Origin of the sequence: Candidatus Thermokryptus mobilis (assembly GCF_900070205.1) — a bacterium.
GTDB classification, from domain to species: Bacteria; Bacteroidota; Ignavibacteria; order Kryptoniales; family Kryptoniaceae; genus Kryptonium; species Kryptonium mobile.
In genome coordinates, this window is the sequence record NZ_FAOO01000005.1 from 66,069 (window position 1) to 80,712 (window position 14,644).

Genomic DNA, 14,644 nt, shown 5'->3' on the forward strand with positions numbered 1-14,644 from the left:
TCGTTTAAATTTAAAAAAATGGATTAAAATACACACAATAAATTTGAACTTGTCAAATCAAACCCATAATTTTATATTGCAAAAACAAAAAAGCAGGAAAAACGGATGAGCGAACATATCGTCGTTTTAATTACAACCCCAAATGTCATTGAGGCGAGGAAAATATCAAAAACACTCGTTGAGGAAAAACTCGCAGCTTGTTGCAACATCGTTCAAAAAGTTAATTCAATCTACTTCTGGAAAGGCAGCATTGAAGATGATTCCGAATCCCTGATAATAATTAAAACAAAAAAGGATATCTTCCCACAACTTGTAAAACGGGTCAAAGAACTGCATAAATACACAGTCCCTGAAATAATCGCTTTGCCAATAATTGATGGCTCTGAATCTTACCTCCAATGGATAGATGAAACAGTCACAAGGAAAGAGACATAGAATTCTAAAATTTTACACACTTGCGATTTACTTCTTCCTCTACCTTCCGATTCTAATTCTCGTCTTGCTTTCATTCAACAAGTCAAGATGGACAACTATTTGGGAGGGTTTCACTTTCCAATGGTATTTGAAACTTTTCAAAAACGAATTGCTTTTAAATTCTGCAAAAAATAGCTTGATAATAGCGACGATTTCAACATTGATTTCAACAGTTTTCGGAACGCTCGGAGCGATAGCACTCAGAAAAATTAATTTCAAAATAAGGGAGAGCTTTAAACTGCTTGTTTATCTTCCGATAGTGATACCTGAAATAGTTCTCGCAGGAGCTTTGCTCAGCTTCTTTGGTTTCGTAAAGATAACCCTTGGCTTCACAACAGTCATTATAGCACATATCGTCTTCAGCATCTCGTATGTAATTTTAATCGTTCTGGCTAGATTACAAAACATTGAAAAGGAGATTGAAGAATCAGCCCTTGACCTTGGAGCGAATGAATTTGAAGTCATAAAAAGAGTGACAATCCCATTGCTTCTACCAGCCATAACTTCATCAGCGCTTATCGTCTTCACACTTTCAATTGACGATTACGTGATAACCTCTTTCGTCGCTGGCGTTTCATCAACAACGCTACCGCTCCAGATTTATTCAATGTTAAGGACAAGCATAACCCCAGAAGTAAATGCAATATCAACCATAATGCTTATCACGACGACGATCGCTATATTTTTATCACAAAGGTTGCTAAAGGAGAAATGATAAGAAAATTCCTTTTTCTTGCTTTTGTCTTAATTTTCATCTCCTGCGGAAGGAACAAAAACCAAGTGAATGTCTACATCTGGTCAGATTATCTCCCAAGCGATGTGATTGAAAAATTTGAAAAAGAAACCGGGATAAAGGTCAACATTGACACTTATGATTCTAATGAGATTCTCCTTGAAAAACTATTGACAGGGGTGAGCAAATATGATGTCGTGGTCCCATCTGACTATATGGTCCAAATTTTGATAAGGCAGAATCTCCTACAAAAAATTGACAAGTCAAAAATTACAAACCTGAAAAATATCAATAAGAAATTTCTAAACCTTGAATTTGACCCTGGGAACGAATTCACAATACCTTTTTTCTGGGGAACTACGGGATTTGCTTATAGAAGAGATAAACTTGGCGAACTACCCAACACCTGGCAAGTTCTATTTGATGAAAAATACGCTGGAAAAATTTTAATGCTTGACGATATGAGAGAGTGTTTTGCAGTGGCACTTAAACTTATGGGACACTCAATAAATGAAACTGACACAACTATTTTATCAAAAGCAAGGGAAATTTTAATGAGTCAAAAAAAATTGGTAAAGCAATACAACAGTTCCGGTTTTGATCAAGCAATTTTATCTGGCGATGTTTGGATAGCGCACGGATGGAGCGGACAACTTGTGAAAATCGCTGAAACCGATACTAAAATAGTATATGTTTTTCCGAAAGAAGGAGGAACCCTATGGATTGATAATCTTGCAATTCCCAAAACAGCTGAAAACATTGAAAATGCCCACATATTCATCAACTTCCTTTTAAAGCCAGAAATAAGCGCCAGAGTAAGCGAGTTCTCTGGATATGCAACCGTAAATGACTCGGCAAAAAAATTCATAAATCCAAAATTTCTCACAAGGCAAAGATATCCAAATGATGAAGACCTCAAAAATTTTGAACTTATGAAAGACCTCGGACCTGTGACGAAGCTTCTTGATAGATACTGGACGGAGATAAAGTCAAAGTGAATTTGACAAAAGTCAATTTTTATCTTGTTTTATATTTTTAACTTTTTACGAGTCAATTCAAAAACAAAAAGGAGAACCTCAAAATGGCTTACATTATTTGCGAACCCTGCGTAGGCGTTTGCGACACCGCCTGTGTTCAAGTGTGTCCTGTAAACTGCATCTACGGACCAGAGGGATATGATGTGACAAACGAGGAACATCTGAAGGAGATGAGAGAGAAGAAGATGCAGCTTTACATCCACCCGCAAGAGTGCATTGACTGTGGGGCTTGCCAACCAGAATGCCCAGTTGAAGCAATCTTCCCAGAGGCTGAGGTGCCTGAAAAATGGCAAAATTATATCAGGATAAATTATGAGAGATTCGGGCTGTGATGTTTAATAAGCCCGACCCCAAATGGGTCGGGCTTTTTGTTAAAATAAATACTCTTTGAAAACTATGAAAACTTATAAAGACGCAGGTGTTGATATTGAAACCGCAGATAAACTTGTTGAAAAGATAAAAAAAATCGCCAAAACAACATTTAACCAAAGAGTTCTAACGGATATCGGTTTATTTGGCGCTTTCTATGACATCAAGTTTGATAAATTTAAGCACCCTGTTCTTGTTTCAAGTGTTGACGGTGTGGGGACGAAGTTGAAAATTGCTTTTATGACAAACCGACACGACACCGTCGGTCAAGACCTTGTGAATCATTGTGTCAATGATATACTCGTCTGTGGAGCTGAACCGCTCTTTTTCCTTGATTACTTTGCAACCGGGAAATTGATACCCGAAGTTGCAGAAAAAGTAATCTCAGGGATGGCAAAGGCATGTGAAGAAAATGGATGTTCATTGATAGGTGGAGAAACCGCAGAAATGCCAGGTTTCTATACCGAAGCTGAATATGATATCGCCGGGATGATAGTTGGAATAGTTGAAAAGGAAAAAATCATAAAAGGAGATAATGTTAAACCCGGTGACATCTTAGTCGCATTACCCTCAAACGGCTTGCACACAAACGGCTATTCGCTTGCAAGAGCTGTTTTACTTGAAAAATTTAAAATTGATGAATTCATCCCTGAGTTAAACTCAACACTTGCTGACGAACTTTTGAAAATTCACCGCTCCTATTTAAAGCCCATTTCAAAGCTGATTGAAAAATTTGACCTTCACGCAATGTCTCATGTCACTGGGGGCGGTATCATAGGAAACACGAAAAGGGTCATCCCAGAGAATTTTAAAATAAAAATTGATTGGAACGCCTGGGAAAGACCAGCTATTTTTAAATTAATCCAAGAGATCGGTAAGGTTCCAGAAGAAGATATGCGACGAACATTTAACCTTGGAGTTGGATTTATTTTGATAGTTGATAAAAAAGATGCAGATGGAATTTTAAAGGAATTAAAATCCCTGGGCGAAAATCCATTTATAATCGGTGAAATTTCAAACTGATTCCTGGAACTTTTCTTCCCTTACCCTTTGCAAGAGAATTAAGCCCACAATGAAAAACAAAGCCACTGAAATAACAGCAACCCTTTGACTTCCCGTCAATGATGAAACAGTACCAAAGACAAGCGGACCAAGTATCGCTGACGATTTTCCGAAAAAAGAATAAAACCCAAAAAATTCGGTTTTCTTGCTCGGTGGAATTATTTTTGACATTAAACTTCTACTTGTTGATTGAGACGAACCCATAGCAGCTCCAGCGATAAATCCGATGATATAAAAAGTTGTTTTATCAACGCAAAAATACGCACCAATAGCCGTTATAACCCATAAAAGTAAGGTTAAGCTTAAAGTTTTCTTCTGCCCGATGCTGTCGGCGATTATACCAAAGATAACCGAACCGAGTATCGCTGTTGATTGAACAGTCAAAAAGAATGTTAATATCTCAACCAGTGAAAAATTAAGCGTGTGGCGGGCAAAAATTGAAGCGAAAATTATAACCGTGTTTATCCCATCAGCGTAAATAAAATACGAAAGCAAAAACCTGCCAATGTTACTGTATTTCTTGGCATTTGCGAAAGTTGATTTGACCCTTTCAATCCCAATCTTCAAATAAGAAATCTTGTTGTCAATTTCAATTTTTCTCTCCTTTATCACGATAAAGAAAGGAAGCGAAAAGAAAAGAAAAAAAGATGCAGCCACTATAAAACTCAACTTGACATTAAAAAGATTCCATTCGGCAAACTCACCTTTTAGGAACGGGTAAGCAACAAGCAAAGACATAAATGAACCCACATAACCCATCGCAAAACCATATCCCGAAACTCTTCCATAGCTTCTTTCAGTCGTTATCTCTGGAAGGAAAGCATCATAAAAAACAAGTCCCCCTTCAAATCCTATATTTGCCAATATGAGCAAAACCATCCCAAGCAATATATCCCCTCGTCCAACGAAAAACATCAACCCAGTTGATGTGATGCAAAGGATTGTAAATATGAAAAGGAAAAACTTTTTATTGGAACTGTGATCTGCTATCGCCCCTAGAAACGGTGAGATAAAGGCAACGATAAACATAGAGATGCTAAAAGCAAGCCCCCATAAAAAATCCCCAATTTGAGAATTCCCCGTTACAATTTCCCTGAAATAAACAGAATAGGCGGTTGTCAAAATTAAAACTGAAAATGAAGTGTTTGCGAAGTCAAAAAGCGTCCAGATGAAAATTTTAAATTTTCTATCCACCTTTAATCCTCTTCCTTCCTCAAACTTTTATCAATTAAGCCACGTCCATGCTTTATGAGTTGTCCCGTTTCTTTCAATTCATTATAAACCGCATCAAGAACCCCATTTACAAATTTACCGCTTCTTTCAGTGCTGAATTTCTTCGCAAGTTCAATCGCTTCGTTTATGCTTACCTTCGGTGGTATCTCAGGGAAATACCTCAGCTCACAAATCCCCATCCTCAAAACAATCCTATCAATTAACGCAATCCTATCAAGTTCCCAATTCTTTATCTTTTTTGCTATCATTCCATCAAGCTCATCGGAGTGCTCAATGACATTTAAAAATAAACTCTTCCCAAATTCATAACTTTCCTTATCCGAGCGAAATTCGGAAAACAAATCGTCCAAAATGAACTCCGGCGAACTTCCTGATAATTCATACGCATAGAGCATTTGAAGAACTCGTTCCCGTATTATTCTTCTCTTGTAAGGCACTTCTTCAGTTGTATTTTGTATCTCTCCCCGTGTTATTTTTCCACCGATTTATTTTTTTAAAAAGGTTCGCCCCAAAACGGGGCGAACCGAAAAAGTTAGACGGAAATTTTCTTTATCTTCAAAACACTTGATATCCTTTCTTCAGCAATTCTAGCAGAAGCGACATGTGTTGGGATTTTCTCCTTCTTTGCGACTTCAAAAATTTTAATCAAAGTATCGTAAATTCCCTCGGCTTTTTTCATGGCGTGCTCTTTGCTGTAACCTTCAACTTCCCTCCCAACATTTATTAAACCACCAGCGTTTATAACATAATCGGGCGCATAAAGAATGCCATGTTCCATCAACATCCTATCGTGCTTGTCCTCGTCAAGTAGCTGGTTATTCGCACCGCCAGCGATTATCTTGAACTTAAATCTTGGGATTGTCTCATCGTTTATAATTCCACCCAAAGCACAAGGTGCGAAAATATCCGCATCAACATCGTAAATTTTTTCTGGTTCTACAAATTCAACTTTATATTCATCAACGCACATCTTAACTTTTTCAGGGATTATGTCCGTTATATAAACTTTTGCGCCATCCTTCACAAGATGTTGACATAAGAAACGTCCAACTTGCCCCGCACCTTGAATTGCAACTTTTTTCCCAGCAAGTGACTCATTCCCGTAAACCTCCTTTACACACGCTTTTATCCCAACATAAACTCCATATGCAGTCACAGGGGCAGGATTACCGCTACCGCCAAGTGACTCTGGTATCCCGGTGACATACTTTGTTTCAGCATAAATCCATTCCATAACTTTTTCGTCAGTTCCAACATCTTCCGCTGTTATGTATCTACCACCCAAACTTTGAACAAATCTTCCAAAAGCCCTAAAAAGTGCTTCATTCCTTTGCTTTTGCGGGTCTCCAATTATAACCGCCTTACCACCACCGAGATTAAGCCCAGCAACCGCTGCTTTATAAGTCATCGCCTTTGAAAGGCGAAGCACATCATAAAGTGCGTCCTCTTCCTTTTCATACTTCCACATCCTGACCCCACCAAGTGCTGGTCCAAGAACAGTGCTGTGAATTGCAATTATCGCTTTTAATCCAGTTGACCCCTCATGACAAAAGACAACTTGTTCATGACCCTCTCTGTGGATTAGTTCAAATACGTTCATGATTTCCTCCTTTTTTGATTTTAAGTTTATCGGTGAACTGCCCAATTTTGTTGGGCAGGAGTGTAATCCTCGGCGAACCTGTGATTGGATTGGTATCAACTATGACTTCAGCCCCATAAACATTTTTTATGTTATCACCTGTCAACACAAAATCCGGTTTCCCGATTGCGTATACCTCACCGGAAGATAACAAAATTACTTTATCACTGTAAGATGAAATCAAATTCAAATCATGCGAAACAGCTATGACCGTGACGCCTCTTTCAATTGACAAACTTTTAAGAAGCGAGAAAATCTCAACTTGGTGGGAAATATCAAGGTGAGCATTTGGTTCATCAAGTAAAATTATCTGCGGTTGCTGGGCTAAAGCTCTTGCGATTAAAACTCGCTGTCTTTCTCCAAAAGATAAAGCCGAAATCGGTTTATCAGCTAAATCAACTGTATTCGTCAACTCCATAACTTGAAGAGCGATCTCAAGGTCTTTGCGATTTTCAAAACCGATCCCCTTCAAATACGGTGTTCTCCCCATTAAAACAACTTCAAGCGAAGTGTATGGAAAGGCGAAAGTATTATCCTGTGGGACAAAACCTATGAGGCGTGCGATTTCTCTCCTTGAGTATGATTTTATATCACGATCAAAAATTAACACTTTCCCCTTTTGTGGTGTGAGAACTCGTATTAAAACTTTAAGTAGTGTTGTCTTCCCGGAGCCATTTGGTCCTATCAAACTTACAAACTCACCCCGTGAGACATCAAAGCTTATATTTTTAAGAACGGGCACATCGCCATAGCTGAAGCATATTTCCTGGACTTTTATCGCCATAATTATGTCACAGTTTTATAATCCAATTCAAATTTAACCAAAAAAAGGAAAATATCCCAAATTCACCCCCTAAAATAAAAAGTGGGCAGGCGCGGAATCGAACCGCGGACACACGGCTTTTCAGGCCGTTGCTCTACCAACTGAGCTACCTGCCCAAATTTCGTATAAAAGATAAAAAATTTGGAAAACAAAATCAAATTTTTCATTCACTGATAATCTCCCTAACCAAAACCCCATCACAGTTGTAAACTCTAATCATTAAAGGTATCCCCGATTGAAGCGAATGAGTAGCACAAGCATGACACGGATCATACGCTCTAAATGCCATTTCAATCATATTTAAAATTCCATCATCAACCTGACCGCCCTTTATCTTATTCCTTGCCACCTTATCAACGGATAGGACAATTCTCGCTGAATTATTTTGAGTTGCAACTATTAAGTTAGCACTTTTGATCAATCCTCTTTCATCAGTTTGGTAATGGTGAATAAGAGTTCCACGCGGTGCCTCAACCTGCCCTATACCTTGGCGCCAGTCCTTTCTTTGATCAAGTGAGCAAGCTTGAGCGAATATAAACAACAAACGCGTGAACAATACCAATTATAATTTTATCCCTTGAGCCAACGCAATGAATAATACCGACAGATTTTGGTTTGCGAGCGTCGCGAAGCAAAATTTCACCACCTGTTGGACCGGCAGAATTTGTCATCCTTTCAATTTCAAGAGATGTGAAAACATTGGGATATTTTCCATAACCATACCTCGGTATACGACGCGGATCAAAAGTTTTAAAACCTGTAGCTAAAATAATTGCACCAACAATTACTTCTTCAATTTCATCTTTCATTGAATAATCAATTGCTTTCGCTTCGCAAACGGTTGCACATAAACGGCAATCACAACAAATTGCGCAATTCAAACATCTTTGTGCCTCCTTTTTTCCGCATCATAAAATGATTAAATTTATCAAAAAAATTCCACCGATGACGGAAAAAGCTCCAAAGGTCAGCGTAATCATCCTTAACTGGAACACGAAACATTTCCTTGAAAAATTTTTGCCCCCTTTACTTCAAACCGACTACCCGAATTTTGAAGTGATAGTCGCTGATAACGGTTCAACAGACGGAAGCGCTGACTTAATAAAGGAGAAATTTAAAAATGTTAAGCTGGTTGAATTTGATAAAAATTATGGATTCGCTGGCGGATATAATCGCTCTTTTAAATTTGCGAATGGGGAATACATCGTATTACTTAATTCAGATGTTGAAGTAACACCGAACTGGTTGAATCCTATTGTAAACTTTATGGAGGAAAATCCAGATGTTTTCGCATGTCAACCCAAAATTCTTTCGTTTTATGAACGAAATAAATTTGAATACGCTGGAGCATGCGGGGGCTTCATTGATGTGTTCGGCTACCCCTTCTGTCGCGGCAGAATTTTTGATTTCTGCGAAGAAGATAAAGGTCAATATGACGATACGATCCAAGTTTTTTGGGCGACAGGGGCTTGTCTTGTGATGAGGAAAAAATTTCTCAATGAGATTGGACTTCTTGATGAAGACTTCTTCGCACATATGGAAGAAATTGATCTTTGCTGGCGTGCAAATCTTAACGGTTATAAAATTTTCTGCCTACCACAAAGCGTCGTTTATCATGTTGGTGGCGGAACTTTGCCCAAAACAAACACATGGAAAACATTCCTAAATCACAGAAATAGCTTGATAATGTTGGAGAAGAACCTTGATACCTTAAAACTTTTTACAATCATCCCAATCAGATTAGCTCTTGACTTGGTAACTGCGATCACCTATATTTTGAAAGCCGATTTAAAAAATTTCATCGCTGTTATGAAAGCAATTTCAACCTTTCTACTGCTTCAACCAAAGTGGATTTATAAGAGGATTGAGAACAGAAAAAAACTTAAAAAAAATAAAATTACGGGCAAACTGATCTACAAGAAAAGCATCGTGTTTGACTATTTCATTTTGGGCAAGAAAAAATTTTCCGATTTGAAGTTTTAAAAATAAACTCCGCCTAAAATCGTCCTCTTAACCGCACCGGTTACTGACTTTATATTAGCCGGATTTCCAGAAATTGTTTCATTTGCAAGGACTGCAAAACATATCGCCTCCTTAGCGTCCGAGGATATACCAAACTCATCGGTTAATTTTACTGGGACATTGAAATATCTCTCAAGCGCTTTCAACATAAATTTATTCTTCGCTCCACCACCACTGACAATTACCTCCTCAATTTCAACCGTTGGTTTAAGGAAAAGTTCATAGTTTTTATATATAGCGTAAACCGTAAATTCACTCGCCGTCGCTATTATATCTTTTGGGTCTAATGAAATTTCTTCAGACCATTTTAAAATTTTCTCAACAAAAGCCGAGCCGAACTCTTCCCTCCCAGTTGACTTCGGCGGTTTTTTAGCGATAAAAGGATGTTGGCTCATTTTACTTAACAATTCTTGCGATACCATCCCACTTTGTGCTATTTCCCCATCCTCATCGTAATCTTTCCGAAAGAAAATTTTAACAAGAGCATCAACGACCATATTCCCAGGACCAGTATCAAATGCGATTACCTCTTCAACATCACAACCTCTTTTTAAAACCGTAAAATTAGCTATCCCTCCGATATTTAGAACGAGACGATTAATTTCATCCGAGCCAAAAACTAAATAATCAAAATACGGAACAAGCGGAGCACCTTCTCCACCAAGAGCAACATCACCGATTCTGAAATTTCCAACGGTTGGGATACCTGTAAGTTTGGCTATCACACCAGGGTCGCCAATTTGCAATGTGGACTTTACTTTATAACCGAACATTTCAACGGCATTTGGCAAATGCTGGATCGTTTGTCCATGAGAACCAATAAGATCAACTTCGGATGGTTTCAAATTCAGTTCTTCAAGCGTCTTAAAGATTGAATCCGCATAAATTTGAGCTATCAAAAAATTTAATCTACAAATTTCATCCACTCTGCTTGTCTCAGGTTGCGAATTTTTCAGTATTAACAGTTTCAAATCATTTTCAAAGGGGAAGGTCCTCCATCCAATCGTTCTAATTTTTGTATCCTTTCCATTGCCTTTTACCTCAACTACAGCGACATCAACGCCATCGGCAGATGTCCCCGACATTAAACCAATTATTATCTTCTTCTCCTTCTTCCTTAACTCAAGTAATTTTTCAAGCATAATTCCTCAAGTGCTTAAAAGTTTAATTTCAACTTTTTTAGGGATTAATCCCTTTTCATATCCAATATCAAGAAACAACTGAATTGCTTTTTTCCCCACCTCTCCACAGTCAAGCGTCAGCTCGTTAACATACATTCCCACAAATTTATCAGCCAGTTTTTCATCCATACCTCGGGCAAATTTAAGAGCGTATCTAAGTGCTTCATCTCTATTTTCCATCGCATATCTTACGCTTTCCTTCAAAAGATTTGAAATCTTCCTCGCAAGTTCAATGCCAAGTTCTTTCTTAACGACATTTCCTCCAAGAGGCAAAGGTAAACCTGTTTCCCTCTGCCACCAATTTCCGAAATCAATGATTTTCTTAAGCCCGGAATCTGAATAAGTCAATTGTCCCTCGTGAATTAAAAGACCAGCATCAACTTCATCGTTAAGCACAGCTTCAATTATTTTGTCAAATTGAATGACCTTGTATTTGACCTCTGGCTCAAAAATCTTCAAAATTAAAAATGCGCTTGTCAATGTCCCCGGGACGCCAACTAAAAAATTCTTCAAGTCCCTCGGCTCAAACTCCTTCTTTGACACCAAAATCGGTCCATAACCCAAACCCATACTTGATCCGCTCGGAAGGAGAACATACCTATCAGAAACATAGGCATAAGCATGAAAAGATATCGCTGTGACATCATAAACACCTTCAAATGCCTTACGATTTAGCGTTTCAATATCACTTAAAACATTGACAAATTTCAAACCATCGGACTTTACTTTACCATTTACAAGTGCATAAAACATAAAAGCATCATCTGAATCAGGGCTATGTGCAATTGTTATCTCTCTCATTTTGATCACAATTTGTTTTGGATTAAAGCTTTACGGATGGACATAATTTATTTATCTTACAAATTGAACATTTCGGTTTCCTCGCTTCACAGATATATCTTCCGTGCTCACCTATCAGATGAGAGAAAAGCGTCCATTTATCTTTCGGGACGATTTCCATAAGCTCAAATTCAATTTTATCCGGATTTTTACTTTTAACTAAACCAAGCCTTGCGGTCACTCTTTTTAGATGCGTATCAACTATTATACCTTGTTTTCCGAACGCATTTGCAAGAACAGCATTGGCTGTCTTTCTTCCAACTCCAGGGAGTTTGACGAGTTCTTCAAGCGTGTCAGGAACTTGACCATTGTATTTCTCAACGAGAACTCTACAGCAATTTTTTATCGCCTTTGCTTTATTCCTATAAAATCCCGTTGGCTTAACTTCCTGTTCAAGTGTTTTAAGATCAGCATTTGCGTAATCGTCCGCAGTGCGATACTTCTTGAAAAGATATTCCGTGACTTTGTTAACCCTTTCATCTGTGCATTGCGCAGCAAGGATCGTCGCAACGAGAAGCTCAAGGGGATTTGTAAAATTTAAATGTGTCCTAGCATTTGGATAAAGTTTCCTCAATGTTTGAATTATCTTCCTCACCCTCTTCTTTTTGTCTTGCAATGTTTCCCTCGCAAAAACCTTCTTCGCCATCTTTACATTTGAAATTTTATTTTTGAATCGGTTCAATTTTAGCACTTTGCATTAAATCGGGGTTAAATTTTTCATCTTTTATCATGAGTTCATCAACCACCTCTCCGTTTATAATATGGGAACTTATAATTTTCTCAATATCCTCCTCCTTAACTCCGCCATACCAAATTCCTTCTGGATAAATCACGATGCTTATACCATGTTCACATGCGTCAAGACAACCGGATGAATTCACACGGACTATTTTATTTAAGCCAAGTTCACTTATTCTTTTTTTAAATTTGGCAACGAGTTCCTCCGAACCTTTCTGAGCACATGAACCTCTTGGATGCTCCGGGGGACGACGATTTGTGCAGATGAAGATATGTTTTTTAAAACGCATATATCAAAAAATTTTGTTTTCAAATTTAAAATTTCTTCAGGTTTATCAACAGCAAGACATCACCAGATTTAGTGCCCTTGCTTAAAAGTGTTTCATTATTTTCATACTCAAATTTTTGAGTTAAATTGAAAAGGACGAAATTTAAAGCATCCTCCTGCTCACCATAAATTTCACGAACGAACTTTTTTATCAATTCCCCGATGTTTGACTCATCATCAACTTCATACCTGAAAATTTCTCCACTAAAACCTTTTCCGACAGCAAGCGTTATCTTTGTCATTTACCAGTATGAGGTTGTTATTTTAATGTCCCCATAAACTTTAACAGCGCACGCAAGTCGTTCGTCAATGTCAAACTTATATCTGTGCATAATTTTTTCTTCCTCTTGACTTGGTGCTGACAACGATTCAATACCTTCAATAACTTTCACCCGACAATGCCCACAAATTTTATCTCCACCGCATGACTCAGCTATAGGTATAGAATTTTTCTTTGCGACATCAAAAATAGTTGAACCACTTTCACATTTAACCTCTACTCCAAGTGGAACAAAATAAACAAAAGGCATTTTAATTATCTGTTTTAAATTTTGTTGTAAATATAGGCAAAAGGAACGAATCATCAAAGTTTTCGCTCGGATTTTTGAACTTTTTAACGAATTTCCTTATCTTTGTTCAAAGTAAAGAAAAATTTTCACCACGATGAAGAAGGTCCTATTTCTAACTATGCTGACATTTTCTATTGCGATGGCAGGTGGAAAATCAACATATGAATTTTTACGACTGGATATAAGTCCGAGGGCTTCGGCGCTTGGTGGAAACTTTATAGCCATGCTTGACGACCCGACACTTTTATTCTATAACCCAGCTGGGTTATCTTCACTTTCAAGTGATTACGCAAGCATTGGCTTATTTAAACATCTACTTGACATAAACCTTGGCTACGGGGTTTACACATTTAAATCAAAGTATTTCGGTGACCTCGGAATAGGAGCAATTTACATCAACTATGGCAATTTCACTCAAACAGATAGATACGGAAATCAACTTGGGAACTTCTCAGCGGGCGAATTAGCTATCATCGGCGGATTTGCAGGAGAATATGGCAATTTAAAATATGGGGCTAATTTGAAGCTAATTTATTCATCAATAGCCGGGGTACGATCAACAGCAATTGGATTTGACCTTGGACTGATGTATTTGATTGAAGGGCAAAATTTAAATTTCGCTCTCACACTTAATAATTTTGGAACTCAACTTAATAGATACCTGACGCTGAAGGAAAACCTCCCATTTGAAATTAGATTTGCCGTCTCAAAAAAACTTGAACATTTACCGCTTCGCCTGAACCTCGGTTTAAACAAATTAAATGAGACAACGCTGAAAATCACGGACAAGATAAAAAACTTCACACTCGGTGGAGAATTTAACATATCAGAAAATCTTGATGTCAGAATTGGGTTTAATAACGAGAAAAGACAGGAAATGAAAATTACTCCAACGCTTGACTTAACAGGTTTCTCATTTGGTGTCGGGTTAAAAATTCAAAAATACAAATTTGATTACTCACTTGTATCTCTTGGTAAAATCGGCTCACTTCACCAAATTGGTTTGACGATAAAAATTTAAAGACCTTCAACATCAATAACCTCACCTGGAACGGTGAAAAATTTACCGCCGAGATGGTGTACCGTTCTAGCTTCCTCAAGTTCAACCTTCAAACGCTCATCAAACAAATTTTCCTCAACTATCGCCCTTAAAACCCTGCCTATTATCAAATTGTGATCACCTGCTGGATAAATCTTCTCAACTTTACATTCAAGGTTTGCGATACAATCATCCACTAACGGTGCTGAAATAAACTTTGCCTTTAAACGTTTTAATTTTGTCGCTTTAAATTTGTCAATTTCCTTGCCCGAATTTTTCCCACAGAAATATACTTCCTTTAAAATTTTCAATGTCGGCAAATTGACGCCAAATTCACCGCTTTTCTCAATCAATTCATAAATAAACCTTTCAGGCGCTATCGCAACAGCCACGAGAGGCGGTTCCTTGCTTACGGGAACATTCCAAGCAACGGGTGTTAAGTTATCCCTTTCTTTAAATTTTGCACTGACGAGAACAACACCACCGATGTTTAAAAGTCGGTTTGCTTTCCTAAGTTCAATTTCTTTTTTCATTTTCAATTAGTTTTTTATTTTTCA

20 protein-coding genes and 1 tRNA gene are annotated in these 14,644 nt (G+C 37.8%); 7 read left to right on the forward strand and 14 right to left on the reverse strand.

Translation table 11 applies throughout. The features are described from left to right. Positions 1-105: 105 nt before the first annotated feature. From cutA to purM, 5 genes are all read left to right on the forward strand, one after another. Positions 106-435: a divalent-cation tolerance protein CutA gene (gene cutA / locus FKZ43_RS04465; RefSeq protein ID WP_140944678.1), complete on the forward strand. Its 330-nt coding sequence runs from the start codon at positions 106-108 to the stop codon at positions 433-435. Further along, the gene (locus FKZ43_RS04470; RefSeq protein WP_140944679.1) at positions 407-1,189 is read left to right on the forward strand and encodes an ABC transporter permease; all 783 of its coding nucleotides are present in this window, start codon (positions 407-409) and stop codon (positions 1,187-1,189) included. The genes cutA and FKZ43_RS04470 overlap by 29 nt, the downstream gene beginning before the upstream one ends. Next, positions 1,186-2,205: an ABC transporter substrate-binding protein gene (locus tag FKZ43_RS04475; protein ID WP_140944680.1), complete on the forward strand. Its 1,020-nt coding sequence runs from the start codon at positions 1,186-1,188 to the stop codon at positions 2,203-2,205. Before FKZ43_RS04470 ends, FKZ43_RS04475 begins: the two co-directional genes overlap by 4 nt. 83 nt (positions 2,206-2,288) lie before the next feature. Further along, on the forward strand, positions 2,289-2,576 hold the full coding sequence (locus FKZ43_RS04480) for a 4Fe-4S dicluster domain-containing protein (RefSeq protein WP_140944681.1): 288 nt from the start codon (positions 2,289-2,291) through the stop codon (positions 2,574-2,576). Positions 2,577-2,640: 64 nt separating this feature from the next. Then, entirely contained in the window at positions 2,641-3,636 is a 996-nt protein-coding gene (gene purM / locus FKZ43_RS04485) for a phosphoribosylformylglycinamidine cyclo-ligase (RefSeq protein ID WP_140944682.1), read from the forward strand. Here the strand turns inward: purM and FKZ43_RS04490 are convergent. From FKZ43_RS04490 to FKZ43_RS04520, 7 genes are all read right to left on the reverse strand, one after another. Then, on the reverse strand, positions 3,628-4,869 hold the full coding sequence (locus FKZ43_RS04490; RefSeq protein WP_140944683.1) for an MFS transporter: 1,242 nt from the start codon (positions 4,867-4,869) through the stop codon (positions 3,628-3,630). The two genes, purM and FKZ43_RS04490, sit on opposite strands and share 9 nt — an antisense overlap. Positions 4,870-4,871: 2 nt before the next feature. Next, entirely contained in the window at positions 4,872-5,345 is a 474-nt protein-coding gene (gene nusB, locus FKZ43_RS04495) for a transcription antitermination factor NusB (protein WP_140944684.1), read from the reverse strand. 95 nt (positions 5,346-5,440) lie between these two features. Next, positions 5,441-6,508: a Glu/Leu/Phe/Val dehydrogenase dimerization domain-containing protein gene (locus FKZ43_RS04500; protein WP_140944685.1), complete on the reverse strand. Its 1,068-nt coding sequence runs from the start codon at positions 6,506-6,508 to the stop codon at positions 5,441-5,443. After that, positions 6,495-7,331 (reverse strand): ABC transporter ATP-binding protein, encoded by an 837-nt coding sequence (locus FKZ43_RS04505; RefSeq protein ID WP_140944686.1) that lies wholly within the window; start codon positions 7,329-7,331, stop codon positions 6,495-6,497. Before FKZ43_RS04505 ends, FKZ43_RS04500 begins: the two co-directional genes overlap by 14 nt. 82 nt (positions 7,332-7,413) lie before the next feature. Further along, positions 7,414-7,486, reverse strand: a tRNA-Phe gene (locus FKZ43_RS04510). A 47-nt stretch (positions 7,487-7,533) separates the two neighbouring features. After that, positions 7,534-7,914: a nickel-dependent hydrogenase large subunit gene (locus FKZ43_RS04515; RefSeq protein ID WP_235894686.1), complete on the reverse strand. Its 381-nt coding sequence runs from the start codon at positions 7,912-7,914 to the stop codon at positions 7,534-7,536. Continuing rightward, entirely contained in the window at positions 7,880-8,179 is a 300-nt protein-coding gene (locus FKZ43_RS04520; RefSeq protein WP_181180258.1) for a hypothetical protein, read from the reverse strand. The genes FKZ43_RS04515 and FKZ43_RS04520 overlap by 35 nt, the downstream gene beginning before the upstream one ends. A 106-nt stretch (positions 8,180-8,285) precedes the next feature. Here FKZ43_RS04520 and FKZ43_RS04525 point away from each other — a divergent pair, with 106 nt between their 5' ends. Further along, the gene (locus FKZ43_RS04525) at positions 8,286-9,353 is read left to right on the forward strand and encodes a glycosyltransferase family 2 protein (protein WP_235894687.1); all 1,068 of its coding nucleotides are present in this window, start codon (positions 8,286-8,288) and stop codon (positions 9,351-9,353) included. Here FKZ43_RS04525 and FKZ43_RS04530 read toward each other — a convergent pair. Genes FKZ43_RS04530 through FKZ43_RS04555 form a run of 6 tightly spaced genes read right to left on the reverse strand, consistent with a single transcriptional unit; the run spans position 9,350 to position 13,009 of the window. Next, positions 9,350-10,534 carry an anhydro-N-acetylmuramic acid kinase gene (locus FKZ43_RS04530; protein ID WP_140944688.1) on the reverse strand — a complete coding sequence of 395 codons (1,185 nt, stop codon included), beginning with the start codon at positions 10,532-10,534 and terminating at the stop codon, positions 9,350-9,352. The two genes, FKZ43_RS04525 and FKZ43_RS04530, sit on opposite strands and share 4 nt — an antisense overlap. A gap of 6 nt (positions 10,535-10,540) precedes the next feature. Continuing rightward, a complete protein-coding gene (locus FKZ43_RS04535; protein WP_140944689.1) occupies positions 10,541-11,374 on the reverse strand; it encodes a menaquinone biosynthesis family protein in 834 nt (277 codons plus the stop codon). A gap of 22 nt (positions 11,375-11,396) precedes the next feature. Beyond that, a complete protein-coding gene (gene nth / locus FKZ43_RS04540; RefSeq protein WP_181180259.1) occupies positions 11,397-12,059 on the reverse strand; it encodes an endonuclease III in 663 nt (220 codons plus the stop codon). 16 nt (positions 12,060-12,075) lie between these two features. Continuing rightward, positions 12,076-12,441 carry a (2Fe-2S) ferredoxin domain-containing protein gene (locus tag FKZ43_RS04545; RefSeq protein ID WP_140944690.1) on the reverse strand — a complete coding sequence of 122 codons (366 nt, stop codon included), beginning with the start codon at positions 12,439-12,441 and terminating at the stop codon, positions 12,076-12,078. Between the two features lie 25 nt (positions 12,442-12,466). Next, a complete protein-coding gene (locus FKZ43_RS04550) occupies positions 12,467-12,721 on the reverse strand; it encodes a hypothetical protein (RefSeq protein WP_140944691.1) in 255 nt (84 codons plus the stop codon). Then, complete coding sequence (locus tag FKZ43_RS04555; RefSeq protein WP_181180260.1) at positions 12,722-13,009, reverse strand: 2Fe-2S iron-sulfur cluster-binding protein; 288 nt, start codon at positions 13,007-13,009, stop codon at positions 12,722-12,724. A gap of 133 nt (positions 13,010-13,142) precedes the next feature. On the opposite strand from FKZ43_RS04555, the gene porQ reads away from it, so the two are divergent. Beyond that, the gene (gene porQ, locus FKZ43_RS04560; RefSeq protein ID WP_140944693.1) at positions 13,143-14,069 is read left to right on the forward strand and encodes a type IX secretion system protein PorQ; all 927 of its coding nucleotides are present in this window, start codon (positions 13,143-13,145) and stop codon (positions 14,067-14,069) included. Here porQ and FKZ43_RS04565 read toward each other — a convergent pair. Then, complete coding sequence (locus tag FKZ43_RS04565) at positions 14,066-14,620, reverse strand: flavin reductase family protein (RefSeq protein ID WP_140944694.1); 555 nt, start codon at positions 14,618-14,620, stop codon at positions 14,066-14,068. The genes porQ and FKZ43_RS04565 overlap by 4 nt on opposite strands. Between the last annotated feature and the right edge of the window lie 24 nt (positions 14,621-14,644).